The organism is Gordonia sp. BP-119, from assembly GCF_016924115.1.
Classification (GTDB): Bacteria; Actinomycetota; Actinomycetes; order Mycobacteriales; family Mycobacteriaceae; genus Gordonia; species Gordonia hongkongensis.
Genome location: NZ_JAFFZF010000018.1, coordinates 16,513 through 29,633, shown reverse-complemented (window position 1 = coordinate 29,633; position 13,121 = coordinate 16,513). Strand labels below are relative to the sequence as shown.

10 protein-coding genes are annotated in these 13,121 nt (G+C 67.5%); 5 read left to right on the top strand and 5 right to left on the bottom strand.

Annotated elements, in window-relative coordinates; all coding sequences use genetic code 11:
• Nucleotides 1-128 precede the first annotated feature (128 nt).
• Entirely contained in the window at nt 129-1,322 is a 1,194-nt protein-coding gene (locus JW364_RS12210) for an acyl-CoA dehydrogenase family protein (RefSeq protein WP_205333770.1), read from the bottom strand.
• Nucleotides 1,323-1,394: 72 nt separating this feature from the next.
• On the opposite strand from JW364_RS12210, the gene JW364_RS12205 reads away from it, so the two are divergent.
• Nucleotides 1,395-1,727 (top strand): TfoX/Sxy family protein, encoded by a 333-nt coding sequence (locus JW364_RS12205; RefSeq protein ID WP_065630869.1) that lies wholly within the window; start codon nt 1,395-1,397, stop codon nt 1,725-1,727.
• Between the two features lie 177 nt (nt 1,728-1,904).
• On the opposite strand, the gene leuS is transcribed toward JW364_RS12205, so the two are convergent.
• On the bottom strand, nt 1,905-4,787 hold the full coding sequence (leuS, locus tag JW364_RS12200; RefSeq protein WP_205333769.1) for a leucine--tRNA ligase: 2,883 nt from the start codon (nt 4,785-4,787) through the stop codon (nt 1,905-1,907).
• Between the two features lie 107 nt (nt 4,788-4,894).
• Here leuS and JW364_RS12195 point away from each other — a divergent pair, with 107 nt between their 5' ends.
• A complete protein-coding gene (locus tag JW364_RS12195) occupies nt 4,895-5,404 on the top strand; it encodes an SdpI family protein (protein ID WP_065630867.1) in 510 nt (169 codons plus the stop codon).
• Between the two features lie 43 nt (nt 5,405-5,447).
• Nucleotides 5,448-6,464 (top strand): bile acid:sodium symporter family protein, encoded by a 1,017-nt coding sequence (locus JW364_RS12190; protein ID WP_078113891.1) that lies wholly within the window; start codon nt 5,448-5,450, stop codon nt 6,462-6,464.
• A gap of 611 nt (nt 6,465-7,075) precedes the next feature.
• Here JW364_RS12190 and JW364_RS12185 read toward each other — a convergent pair.
• Nucleotides 7,076-9,127 carry a CocE/NonD family hydrolase gene (locus JW364_RS12185; protein ID WP_205333768.1) on the bottom strand — a complete coding sequence of 684 codons (2,052 nt, stop codon included), beginning with the start codon at nt 9,125-9,127 and terminating at the stop codon, nt 7,076-7,078.
• A 147-nt stretch (nt 9,128-9,274) separates the two neighbouring features.
• Nucleotides 9,275-9,868: a YqgE/AlgH family protein gene (locus JW364_RS12180; protein ID WP_240199018.1), complete on the bottom strand. Its 594-nt coding sequence runs from the start codon at nt 9,866-9,868 to the stop codon at nt 9,275-9,277.
• Nucleotides 9,869-10,013: 145 nt separating this feature from the next.
• Here JW364_RS12180 and JW364_RS12175 point away from each other — a divergent pair, with 145 nt between their 5' ends.
• The gene (locus JW364_RS12175; RefSeq protein WP_058253762.1) at nt 10,014-11,348 is read left to right on the top strand and encodes an MFS transporter; all 1,335 of its coding nucleotides are present in this window, start codon (nt 10,014-10,016) and stop codon (nt 11,346-11,348) included.
• Here JW364_RS12175 and JW364_RS12170 read toward each other — a convergent pair.
• A complete protein-coding gene (locus tag JW364_RS12170; protein ID WP_058253774.1) occupies nt 11,329-11,886 on the bottom strand; it encodes a hypothetical protein in 558 nt (185 codons plus the stop codon). The two genes, JW364_RS12175 and JW364_RS12170, sit on opposite strands and share 20 nt — an antisense overlap.
• A gap of 134 nt (nt 11,887-12,020) precedes the next feature.
• On the opposite strand from JW364_RS12170, the gene JW364_RS12165 reads away from it, so the two are divergent.
• Nucleotides 12,021-13,112 carry an aminotransferase class V-fold PLP-dependent enzyme gene (locus JW364_RS12165; protein ID WP_058253763.1) on the top strand — a complete coding sequence of 364 codons (1,092 nt, stop codon included), beginning with the start codon at nt 12,021-12,023 and terminating at the stop codon, nt 13,110-13,112.
• The last annotated feature ends 9 nt before the right edge of the window (nt 13,113-13,121 follow it).

The window sequence follows — 13,121 nt, the reverse complement described above, 5'->3', positions numbered from 1 at the left end:
ACGTTCGACGACACCCAGACTTCATTTCGACCGCCAGACTTCGATCAAGGTCTGGCGGTCGAAATGAGTTCTTCGGGTGCGTTCTTCGGCGGTCGCGACCAGTTGACTGCGGCCGACTCCAGAGAGTCTTAGGTCAGATCGGTTGAGCTCTTCCCCAACACGCGCCGGGCGATGATCAGCTGCTGGATCTGCTGGGTTCCCTCGAAGATGTCGAGGATCTTCGAGTCACGCGCCCACTTCTCCACCAGTGACGTCTCGGAATAGCCTGCCGTGGAACCGATCTCGACGGTCTTGTTGGTGATGTCGGTGACGGTCCGACCGGCTTTCGCCTTCGACATCGATGCCTCGGTCGAGTTGGGCTGCTTGTTGTCTGCCATCCACGCCGCCCGCACCGTGTGCAACCACGAGGCCTCCCAATCGGATTCGAGGCGGATGAACTCGGCGACGGTGGCGTGCTGCGACGACGCGGGACGGTCGTAGTCGATCTCGTGACCCGCTTCCTCCAGCATCCGACGCAGCTCCTCCAGGGAGGCGCGACCGAGCCCGATGGCCATCGCGGCGACCACCGGACGAGTGTTGTCGAAGGTCTGCATGACCCCGCCGAAGGCCTTCTTGGTGTCGATCTCCGGCGAGCCGAGCAGGTTCTCGGCGGGGACCCGCGCGTTCTCGAACCGGATGACGGCCGTGTCGGAGGCCTTGATGCCCAGCTTGTGCTCGAGGCGGGCCACGGTGACGCCCTCGGTGGTCATCGGCACGACGAAGCTCTTGATGGCCGCGCGTCCGACGCTCTTGTCGATGGTCGCCCACACGACGACGTGGTCGGCGCGCGATCCCGCGGTCACGAAGATCTTCTCGCCGTTCAGGATGTACTCGTCGCCATCGAGGGTCGCGGTCGTGGAGACCGCCGCCGAATCGGAACCGAAGCTCGGTTCGGTGATGGCCATCGCCGCCCATACGTCGCCGAAGCGTTCGAGCTGCTCGGGGTTCGCCACGGCCGCGATCGCGGCATTGCCCAGGCCCTGACCGGGAATGGAGAGCAGCAGGCCCACGTCGCCCCAGCTCATCTCCAGAGCCGACAGGAGGCCGCGCATGTTCGCGCCGTTCACCGACGGAGCGTCGGAGGCGGACTTCTCGGCGTCGGCGGACTTCTCCGTGGAGCGACTCTGCTTGGCGAGCTTCGCCAGTTCGTCGAGTTCGACCGGGTACTCGTGCTCGGCCTGGTCGTACTTGCGCGAGATCGGCCGGAAGAGGTGCTCGGCAGCCATGTGGGTGCGCTCGACCGTCGAATCGAACTTCTTCGGGAGCTCCAGGTTGATCGCCATGGCAGTACCTTACTGCGCAGTAAGTTCGTTGCCAAGTCCCGGTTCGTGACCGAAGCCGAATAATGTGGACCGGTGGCGTACGACGAGGAACTGGCCTACCGCATCCGTGCTCTGCTGGCGACCGAGTGCGGCCTCGACGAGAAGCGCATGTTCGGCGGGCTGGCCTTTCTGATCAACGGCAACATGGCCGTCGCTGCCAGCGGCAAGGGCGGGATCATGGTGCGCGTCGCACCCGAGGAGACCGAGAGCCTCCTCGAGTACCCGCACACCCGGCCGATGGTGATGTCGGAACGCGAGCTCCGGGGATGGCTACGCGTCGACGACGCCGGCATCGCCACCGACCGCCAGCTCTCCCGCTGGATTGCGATCGGTTCGAACTACGCGCGGAAGTTGCCGCCGAAGTAGATACGACCGGCCTAGGATCCCTGAGGAGCGAGCGTCGATCTCTGGTCCCTGAGGTGCGAGGAGCGAAAGCGACGAGCCACGAAGGGCCTGGTGAGACACCTTGCGAGCCCTTCGTGGCTCGCTTCGCTCGCACCTCAGGGAGCATGAGTACGGCCCACTCGGATCAGAGAGGTGCCGTCAGGGAACGATGTTCACCATCCGACCGGGCACCACGATGACCTTGCGGGGTTCGGCGCCGTCGAGGAGCGCGACGATCTTCTCGTCGGCGAGCGCGGCGGCACGCAGGGTCTCCTCGTCGGCGTCGGCCGGGACGGTGATCCGACTGCGGACCTTGCCCTTGACCTGAACCGGGATCTCGACGGTGTCCTCGACCAGCCACTCCTCATCGGCGACCGGGAATGCGGTCCGCACCACCAGGGTCTCCCGACCCAGCCGGTGCCACAGCTCCTCGGCGATGTGCGGGGCCAGGGGAGCCAGCATGATCACCAGCGCCTCGACGGCCTCCCGCGGGGCGCCGGTCTTCTCGAAGTTCTTGGTGAGGTGGTTGGTCAGCACCGTGAGCTTGGCGACCGCCGTGTTGTTGCGCAACGCGTCGTAGTCCTCGCGGACGCCGGCGATCGTCTTGTGCAGCAACCGTTTCGTGTCGTCGTCGAGCTCGGTGTCGGCGACCCGGAGCGCACCGGACTCCTCGTCGACGACGAGTCGCCAGATGCGCTGCAGGAATCGCTGCGACCCCACCACGTCCTTGGTGGCCCACGGCCGTGACTGGTCGAGCGGACCCATGAACATCTCGTAGACGCGCAGCGTGTCGGCACCGTAGTCGCGGCAGATGTCGTCGGGCGCCACCGAGTTCTTCAGGGACTTGCCCATCTTGCCGTACTCCCGGCGAACCTTCTCACCGTTGTAGAAGAACTCGCCGTTCTCTTCGGTGACCTCTTCGGCGGGCACATAGATGCCGCGCGAATCGGTGTAGGCGTACGCCTGGATCATGCCCTGGTTGAACAGCTTTCGGTACGGTTCGCGACTCGTGACGTATCCGAGGTCGAAGAGGACCTTGTGCCAGAACCGCGAGTACAGCAGGTGCAGCACCGCGTGCTCGACGCCACCGATGTAGAGGTCGAGGCCACCCGGGTCGTTCTCGCCGTGCAGTGCCGGCCGGGGCCCCATCCAGTACGCCTCGTTCTCCTTGGCGCACAGGGTTTCCGAGTTGGTGGGGTCGATGTAGCGCAGCTGGTACCACGAACTGCCCGCCCACTGGGGCATGACATTGGCGTCCCGAGTGTAGGTCTGCACGCCGTCGCCCAGGTCGAGTTCCACCGTCATCCACTCGGTGGCCTTCGCCAGCGGAGGCGACGGCTCGCTGTCCGCGTCGTCGGGGTCGAAGGACACCGGCGCATAGTCGTCGACCTCCGGAAGCTCCACCGGCAGCATCGATTCCGGCAGCGCGTGGGGTTGGCCGGCGGCGTCGTAGACGATCGGGAAGGGTTCGCCCCAGTAACGCTGACGGGCGAACAGCCAGTCGCGCAGCTTGTATTGGATTCTCCCGGTGCCCATACCGTCGGCTTCGAGACGTTCGACGATCGCCGCCTTCGCGTCCTCGACATTGTGACCGTCGAGGAACCCGGAGTTCACCAGGGGTCCGTCGCCCACGTACGCCTCGGTGGCGATGTCGGTGTCGGAGCCGATCACCTCGCGGATCGGCAGTCCGAACACCGTCGCGAACTCATGGTCGCGGGCGTCGTGGGCCGGGACCGCCATGATCGCGCCGGTGCCGTAGCCCATGAGGACGTAGTCGGCGACGAAGACCGGAACCTGCTCTCCGTTCACGGGATTGACGGCGAAGCTCCCGGTGAAGACACCCGTCTTCTCCTTGTTCTCCTGGCGCTCGAGGTCGGACTTCGCGGCGATCGACGCGCGGTACTCCGCGATCGCGGCCGCGGGGTCGGCCCCGCCGCGGGTCCAGCGATCATCGGTGCCCTCGGGCCATGCTCCGGTGATGAGGTCGCCGACGAGCGGATGCTCGGGCGCGAGAACCATGTAGGTGGCGCCGAACAGGGTGTCGGGACGGGTGGTGAACACCTCGATGCCGCCGACGCCGGGCACGTCGAAGCGAACCTGGGCACCGCGCGAGCGTCCGATCCAGTTGCGCTGCATGGTCTTGACCTTGTCCGGCCAGTCCAGCAGATCCAGGTCGTCGAGCAACCGGTCGGAGTACGCGGTGATCCGCATCATCCACTGCCGCAGATGCTTCCGGAACACCGGGAAGTTGCCGCGGTCACTGCGGCCGTCGGCGGTGACCTCCTCGTTGGCCAGCACGGTGCCCAGTCCGGGGCACCAGTTCACCAGCGAATCACTCAGGTACACCAGGCGATGGTCGTCGAGGATCTCGGTGCGCTCGGCGGGGGAGAGGTCGGCCCAGCGGCGCCCCTCATGCTTTCCACCCAATGCTCGTGCACCCGAAGCGAATTCGTCGACCAGCTCGGAGATGAGCCGAGCCTTGCCCTGGTCGGTGTCGTACCAGGCGTTGTAGATCTGCAGGAAGATCCACTGGGTCCACCGGTAGAAGTCCACGTCCGTGGTGGCCACCCGACGGCGCTCGTCGTGGCCCAGCCCGAGCCGTCGGATCTGGCCCAGGTAGCGCTCGATGTTCTGCTCGGTGGTGGTGCGCGGATGGGTGCCGGTCTGCACAGCGTATTGCTCGGCGGGCAGGCCGAACGAGTCGAAGCCCATCGTGTGCAGCACGTTCTTGCCGGTCATCCGCTGGTAGCGCGCGAAGACATCGCTCGCGATGAAGCCGAGCGGGTGGCCGACATGCAGGCCTGCGCCGGACGGGTAGGGGAACATGTCCTGCACAAAGAGCTTGTCGGCGGCGTCGGCGTCCCCGCCGCCGAAGGCGGACAGGTCACCGGCGAGCGGCCCGACGGGATTCGGCGCCTCGTAGGCGTGCTCGTCGGACCAGGTCTGCTGCCAGCGCTGCTCGATCTCGCCGGCGACCGCCGCCGTGTAGCGGTGGGCGGTCGTGCCGGCGGTGTCGCCGCTCGTCTTCTCGGCTGAAGTCACGCGACCAGGGTAAATCCTGTCCGTCGCCGCCCCCAATCCGGTCGCCTCCGACGTGGGCGGCACCGGCTCGTCAGATACCGATTCACTTCGGTACGACGCACGGTCGTATGCTGTGGGTCGTGAATGCCGTGTCCGTCGCCGTTGCCGTACTGCTCTTCGTGCTGGCCGGACTCTGGGCGGTGGTAGGAATCCGCGGACTCCGCGGCACCCTCCCGCGCAATCGTTGGATCGGCGTTCGCTCCGCGGAGACCATGCGGTCCGACGAGGCTTTCCGCATCGCCAACCGCATCGCCGGACCGGGCACTCTCGGCGCGTCGGTGATCCTCACGCTGGGGGCCATCGCGACCCTTGCCGTCCCGGGCGGGTGGGCACTGGCCTTCGGACTCGTCGCGCTGGTGGCCGCGCTCGTGGTGGTCGGACTGGTCAGCGGGATCGGGGTACGCGCCGCTGCAGCCGTACCCGCCGACGACGAGGGCTGTTCCTGCTGTTCCGGCGGCGACGCCCACAGCCATGCCGCCGACGAGAACCCCTCGGCCCCGGCGGCCGACTGCGGCACCAGCAGCTGCGGTGCCTGCTCGTTGCGCGGCGTCTGCGCAGGCGACTCGGCCCAGGCCTGAGGCGGCCGGCGTCGTCTCACATCACTGATCTCGGGGCACATCCATGCGTACTCTCAAGAATCTCCTCGATCGTTCTCCGATCGACGGCTTCATCCTGGCCATCTGCATCGCCGTCGCGGTGGCCGCATTCCTGCCGGTTCGCGGCGCGGCGGCGGAGGCACTCGACTGGGTGGTGATCGTCGCGATCGCCGCACTGTTCTTCCTCTACGGCACTCGACTTCATCCACGCGAGGCGCTCGAAGGTCTCCGGCACTGGCGGCTGCACGTCACGATCCTCGCGTTCACGTTCATCGTCTTCCCGATCGTGGGACTGGCGCTGAAACCGGTTGTCGAGCCGTTGATCGGCGAGGACCTCTATGCCGGACTGCTCTTTCTATGCCTGGTCCCATCGACGGTGCAGTCCTCGATCGCTTTCACCTCGATGGCCCGAGGCAACATCGCCGGGGCGATCGTCAGCGCATCCACGTCGAACATCCTCGGCGTCTTCCTGACCCCGCTGCTGGTGGTCGCGCTGATGCAGAACGCCGGCGACATCAGCATCGACGCGACGTCGGTCCTGAAGATCGTCGCGCAGATCCTGGTGCCGTTCCTGCTCGGGCAGCTCGCCCGCCGGTGGGTCGGCCCGTTCTTCACCCGGCACGCGAAGATCACCAAGCTGGCCGACCGTGGCGCCATCGTGCTCGTCGTCTACGTGGCGTTCAGCGAGGGGGTCGTCCAGGGCATCTGGTCGTCGGTGGAGGTGGGTCAGGTGATCGCCGTGACCGTCATCTCGCTGCTGCTCGTCATCGTGATGCTCGCGATCACCGGCTGGCTCCCGAAGCGGCTCGGCTTCGACCGCGCCGACACGATCGCCATCCAGTTCTGCGGCACCAAGAAGAGCCTGGCCACCGGCCTGCCCATAGCGACCGTCCTGTTCGCCGGCACCACCGTCGGCCTCATCGTGCTGCCGCTGATGATCTTCCACCAGATCCAGCTCATGATCTGCTCGTGGCTGGCCACTCGGTACGGGCGGCAGGCCGACGACGCCGAAGCGGCCGGCGCGCCCACCCCGGCTCCCTGATCCGAAAGAACGCCAGTTCAGCGGTTCCGGAGTCCGCAAAGCGGCCTGCGGGTAGAGCAGATAACAACGGAGGGCGCCGGGCCCGCGACCGGCAGACTTCAACTCGACCGATGGACTTCGATCGAAGTCTAGGAGTCGAGTTGAAGTTCGTCGGTCACGAGAATGCGGCGCCACAGTGCACGCGAGTAGCGCAAGTTCGGCAGAGATTGCGCTTCAAGATAGGGCGGCAACGATGCAGTTCTTTCGACCCCACGACGGCAGCCAGGCCGCAGATACTGAGGTACGAGGAGCGTTGGCCGCCGGGCCGAGCAAGCGACGAAGGAGCGCGTCGAGGTCGACGGGCCTCGAAGGGTTGGCGACGTCATCTCGCCAGGACCCTTCGTGACGGCCTCCGCAAGCTCCGGCCTCCTCAGGGAGCGGAGGTTGGGCCCGCTCCGACACAACGGGTTCTTTCGTAGTCCACGACCGCCAAGCCGTAGATACTGAGAGCGAGCTCGCGGGCGTCACCACCCGCTCCCTGAGGAGCGAGCTTGCGAGCGTCACGAAGGGTCCTGGTGAGTCGGGTTGCGAAGACCCTTCGTGACGCGCCCTCCGCAAGCTCCGGGCGCTCCTCAGGGAGCAGGGGGTCCCACCGGCGTCGACAGCGGCAGGTTCACAAAGCTCGGCCGGTTCGGGTCGAGCTGGATGTGTTGCGGCCGGAGTCCGGACTCGTTCAACAGCGGACGCAACGGCAGACCGCGCGGGAAGTTCATCGCGAACACGTCGATCCGCAGGCGGTGGCCCGGTTTGATGAGTGCCTCGGTCGGCAGCAGGCCGATGTCGACACTCACCGGGCGGCCCGGCACGACGCGTTGGCGTGACGCCAACGTGAGCTCGTAGAACGGATCGATCACGTCGCCGTTGGGCGCGAACCGCGACCTCGCCTCGTCGTATCCGCGCAGCGACGCCATCACCTGACCGGAGGTCAGCACCTTCGACGTCCCGTCGGGAGCGACGTCGTTGAGGGTGGCGGTCCAGTATCCGTCGGTGGCGTCGAGAACGGTGTTCAACCGCACGTTGGCGTACCCGGACACGCTGCGTGTCGTGGTCATCGGGGGAGTGGTGAACGTCAGTGCGGCGCGCTCGGAGATGCGGGCGTCGTCGGCGCAGAAGGGGAAGATCGCCAGGGCACCGGCCAATTGCTGTGCGGCGTCGCGCGAACACATCGTCGCCAGACCGGGCGCGATGGTCAACCGAGCGCGGGATGTGGGTGCAACGGGAGTTAGGCTGCCGTCCCGGACCGCGTGTGCCGCGGTACCGCTGCGCCGGTCATCGAGGTAGAGCCGCTGGCGCTCCATCCCGGCGCGCGGGAACTGCTGGGCGGTGATCCACGAGTCGCCGACCTGCTTGAGATTGACCGGTCCGTAGCGGTCGACACCGTTGTCGATTCCCTTGAGCCACTTGTCGAACCACGCCTTCTGCAGGACGTCCAACCGGGGTGGGGTGTTCCGCCGGCCCTCTTGGCCGCCGCCGATTGTGAGGTGATACCCGTCGCCCATGATCAACTGCTTCTTGCCGGGCGGCAACGGGATGTTGTTGTACATCCGGACTTCGCTGTTGGTGAAGAGATCGAACCAGCCGCCGTAGATGAGCGTCGGGGTGGTGATGCGGTCGGCGTGGTCGAGCCACGCGGACCTCGGTTCGGAGTTGTTGTCCAGCAACGCCTTCAGGTTCGGCGGCACCGACGGGATGTCGGGGGTGAGCAGTGCGGCGAACAGCTGTGGGTAGAAGGTGAACGGGTCGGAGATCCGGTCCGCCAACCACTTCCAGTCGAAGGTGCCGTTCAGCATCGACGCGACGTTCGGGATCATCTTGGTGGTGTTGACCAGCGTCAGCCACAGCGGGAGGAAGCCGACACCCAGAGCGCCGCCGGGCGCGACGATGTCGCGGATGAGGTCGCCGCCCGGCTCGACCGGGAAGATCGCCTTGAGTGCCTTCGGGTTCTTGTTCGCGGCCTGGATCTGGTTGATCGCCGAGTACGACACACCCGACATGCCGACCTTGCCGTTGGACCACCGCTGCTTCGACGCCCAGTCGATGACCTCGATGGTGTCGCGCTGTTCCCGCGACTGGAAGACGTCCCAGACTCCCTGCGAGAAACCGGTGCCGCGCACATCCACGACGACCTGCGTGTAGCCGCTGCGCACGAGATCGAAATCGACGAGGAAGGTCTTCGCGCCGCCGTCGCGGATGGTGTGCGCGATGTCGTTGATGCCGTCGATCGGCGTGCCGGACAGGTTGATCGACCGCGCGATCTGCAGCAGGTAGGGCTCGAGCACCGGGTTCTGCATCACCGCGGAACCGACGGTGGTGATGAGCTTGGTGTAGGGCGTCATGTTGACGATGACCGGCGTCTTCGTCGACGTGGGACGCTCGCGAGCGTCGGCCGGGCGGTACACGTTGGCCCGGAGAACCGTGCCGTCACTCATCCGGATCGGCACATCCCAGGTGACATTGACGCCGGCATAGGGTTGCGGGCCGTCGTGGCTCGCCGCCCATCGCGCCCCGTCGGCGCCGCCGGTGGGTCCGACCGGGGCAGCGCCCGCCACGGCGATGGGCGCCACCAGCGCGACCACCGCGAGGATCACCCCGGCCAGAACCCGCGCACTCTTCGACCCGCTCATGCACACCCCCGCATGTCATGCGCTGGAACAATCCACGGCTTGTCCAGCGAAAAATTGATCGAGCGTCCACAACCTAACACCCCGCCGGTGACGTGGATCACCGGGTGTCTCAGGCAATGCTCAGCATCACCGTCCGGACGGACGGACTCAGTTCACGCTGAGATCGATCGGGTGGGTCGCGAGGAGAGGTTTCGGCCAGGCCTGCCTGCGCAGGACGTCGAACCACACGTCCGACGCCGGCGGCGCGAGCAGGTCGCGAGGGAGTGCCGAGGCGACCATCCAGCTGAACTGGTCGAGCTCATCGTCGAGTTGCCCGATGCCCCATCCGCTGTAGCCCGCGAAGATCCGGACACCCTCGAGGATCTCGGCGAGGGGCTCGGGGTCGGCGTCGAGATCGACCAGGACGACCCGGCCGTCGACCGGACGCAGGGCGGGCACGTCGTCGATGTCGGTGCCGGGTTTCACCACGCCCAGGCACAGCGCCGCCTCCTGGTTCACCGGCCCGCCCACATAGAGGGCGCGCGGCGAGGCTGCGATGTCGGCCCACTGCGGCAGGAGGTTGTGCACGGCGGTCTGGCTCATCCGGTTGAGGATGACCCCGAGACTGCCCGACTCGTTGTGCTCGATGACGTAGATGACGGTCCGGGCGAAGGTGGGTTCGATGAGATCGGTCGAGGCGATCAGCGCGGTGCCCGGACGCACCCGCGGCGTGGGGTCGGCATCCCAAGGGACGCCGGGCATACGCGCACCACCACCGCTGTCCGCCGAGTGTTCTCCGGGGCGGGATTCCGGTGTGGGATCGTCTGCGTCTTCACCTCCGGCCACCCGACCATCATCGCACGTCCGTGGCCGACGGCGTCCATCGTCAGCTCGGTAGGCTGGATCGGTGAGCAGCACCCAGGTGACCCGTGACCAACGCGGGTGGTCGGTGTTCGTCCACTCCCTCCGTTCGTCGCCGGGACTCGGCCGGTTGTTGTCGGTCCGGTTGTCCAGTCAGATCACCGACGGGATCTTCCAGGCCGCGCTGGTCGGCAGCATCCTGTTCAACCCCGAGCGCCATGCCGATCCGCTCGCGGTGGCCGGTGGCCTCGCGGTGCTGCTGCTGCCGTATTCGCTCATCGGCCCGTTCGCGGGCGCGTTGCTCGACCACTGGGATCGACGCAACGTCCTCCTGTACGCGAACCTGCTGCGCGGGCTGATCATCGGGCTCGTCGCACTGGCCGTCGCCTCCGGCGCACCTGATGTCGTGGTGCTGATCTCCGCCCTCGCCGCGACGGGTGCGAGCCGGTTCGTGGCGGCCGGACTGTCGGCCGGACTGCCGCACGTCGCGCGGCGTGAGGTGCTGGTCGCCACCAATGCGTTGTTCACGACGTTGGGCGGCGCGATGCTCACCGTCGGGCTCGGCATCACCCTGGGACTCCGCGCGATCTTCGGCGACGACAACGTGGGCAGTGCCCTCACGATGATCGCCGGGATCGTGCTGGCCGTCGTCTCCGGCGGGCTGGCGCATCGGTTCCGTCCGCTGCAACTCGGTCCCGACGAGCCCGACGACCCGGGTCGTTCGGCCGTGCACGCGGTCTCGGTCGGCCTCTGGCACGGTGCCCGCGCCGTCGTCCACCACAAGACCGTGGCCGCCGCGTTGTCGGCGATCGGGGCCCACCGGCTGGTGTTCGGGATGAACACGCTGATGATCCTGGTGCTGACGCGCCAGATGGGTCCCGGCGACGGGGTCGACCGCGTCAGCGTGGTCATCGGTTTCACCGGCGCGGGGGCGCTTCTCGCCGCGATCATCACACCGATCGCGGTGGCACGGGTGGGCCGGTACGTGACGCTGCTCGCCGCACTGGCCGTCGGCGCGTTCGCCGAGCTGTCCGTACTCAGCTTCGAGTTCGCGGTGATCTGCGGGTCGGCGTTCGTACTCGGACTCATCGGCCAGATCGCCAAGCTGTGTGGCGACGTGGCGATGCAGGTCGACGTGGACGACGCGGTGCGCGGACAGGTGTTCTCGGTGCAGGACGCGGTGTTCAACATCGCCTACGTGGGTGCGGTGACCGTCGCGGCCCTCGCGATCCCCGACGATGGCCGGGCGGTCGGGCTCGTCGTGCTCGGGGTGGTGCTGTACCTGCTCGGCATGCTCGTGGTGCGCCTCCTGCATCCGCGTGGGCACTGGTCCGCCGAGCCCACGACGGTGCGGCACACCGTCACCGACCCCGCCGCGTGAACCGCGGGTCCCGGTTGTCGTAGGCGGCGTCGGCCACGCCGTTCGCATCCAGGTCCACCAGCATCACATCGTGGCTGCCGTCCCCGTCGGAGTCGACGTAGAGTCGTTCGCCGACGATCCGGCCGCCCCGGTCGGCGCCGACGATCTCGACGTCGGGGTCGCCGTCGTCGTCGAGGTCGACCCGGGTGACCTGCGCCGGCGGGGGTTGCGGAGTCCGCTCGGGGACGTCGCGCCGCGGCAGTTGTTCGCCGACGAGGTCGGCTCGCGCGACGGGCCGGTCCCACAGACCGGCACCGGAGTCGCGGTAGAAGGCGTCGGGCGCGCCGTCGTCGTCGGTGTCGAGGGCGGCGACGTCGGCGACACCGTCGGCGTCGGTGTCCCACATCGCGTCATCGCGACGGCCGTCGCCGTCGAAGTCGAGCCCGATCGCGTCCAGGACATCGGACCGCGGATCCCCGAGCGCGAGGTCGGCGGTCCCGGACCAGCGCGTCGTCGGACCGTCGCCGGTCCCGAAGAAGTACTCGATCGCCGGGTCCATGAGGTCTTGGACGCAACGGGGCCCAATCCGGTTCCCATCGATCGGTTCCCATCGATCGGTTCCCAGCGCCCGGGTTCCCGCTGTGCGGTTCCCGATGGGTGTGGACACCTCGACCACCCGGTAGGTTGTGGCCCATGTACGTCAGCGATCTCGGCGAGCAGTGGCATGCGGCCCGGCTCGAACCAGCCCTGGCACACCTCGACTCTGCTTCGGCGGGCCGCTCGTCCTACGCACTGATCGGCGCGATGACCGCGCACCTCTGGCGGGAGACCGAACGCGGGTCGTATGTCGCCGCCGACGACCGCGCCGAGGAGATCGCGCGCGACACAAGGAATCTCGCTGCCCTGATCGGACACACCGGCGACGAGGTGGTCTTCCGTGAGAGCGCCCGCGCCGCTCTGCGCGCCCTCCTCACCAACTGGAGCCTGCCCGTCACATCGACCGTGTGGGTGGCGAAGAACGAATTCGGCCCCAACCTCGAGGAGTTCGAGCGCCGCGGGTACGCGGTACGGACCATGCCCGACGGGGACGTCTACGGTCACGTCGACACCGACGCGCTCGAGAACATGCTGCAGTTCGAGCAGCCCGACTTCATCCACGTCTGCCACATCGGCTCGATGTCCGGTGTGGTGCAGCCGGTCACGCGGATCGTCGAACTCGCGCATCGGGCCGGTGTGCCCGTAGTGGTGGACATGGCGCAGTCGGTCGGTCACGTCCCCACCGTCACCGGTGCCGACGTCGTCTACGGCACCAGCCGCAAGTGGCTCACCGGCCCGCGTGGCGTCGGGTTCGTCGCGGTGCGTCGAGACTCGTTGCGGCCGGTACGAATCGACGGTTCCGAGGCATTCATCGCCGGGCGCCTCGGACTCGGTGTCGCGGTCCGCGAGTTGCTCGAGATCGGCCAGCAGCGCGTCTTCCGCGAACTCGCGAAGATCGGCCGGGTCACCCGCGAACGACTCCACGGCATCGCGAGCTGGGAGGTCCTCGAACCGATCGACGAGCCGTCGGCGATCATCACCCTCGCACCACCGCCCGGATGGCAGTTCGACGACGTCGCCGCGGCCCGCGACAAGCTGTTGTCACTCGGTGTCCTGGTCACCGCCGCGGACACCTGGCGCGCCCCGCTGGCGACCGAGCATCCGGTGCTCCGAATCAGCCCGCACCTCGACGTACGCCGGTCCGAACTCGACCGCGTCGCAGACGCCCTGCGCACCATGGGTTACTGACGCTCACCC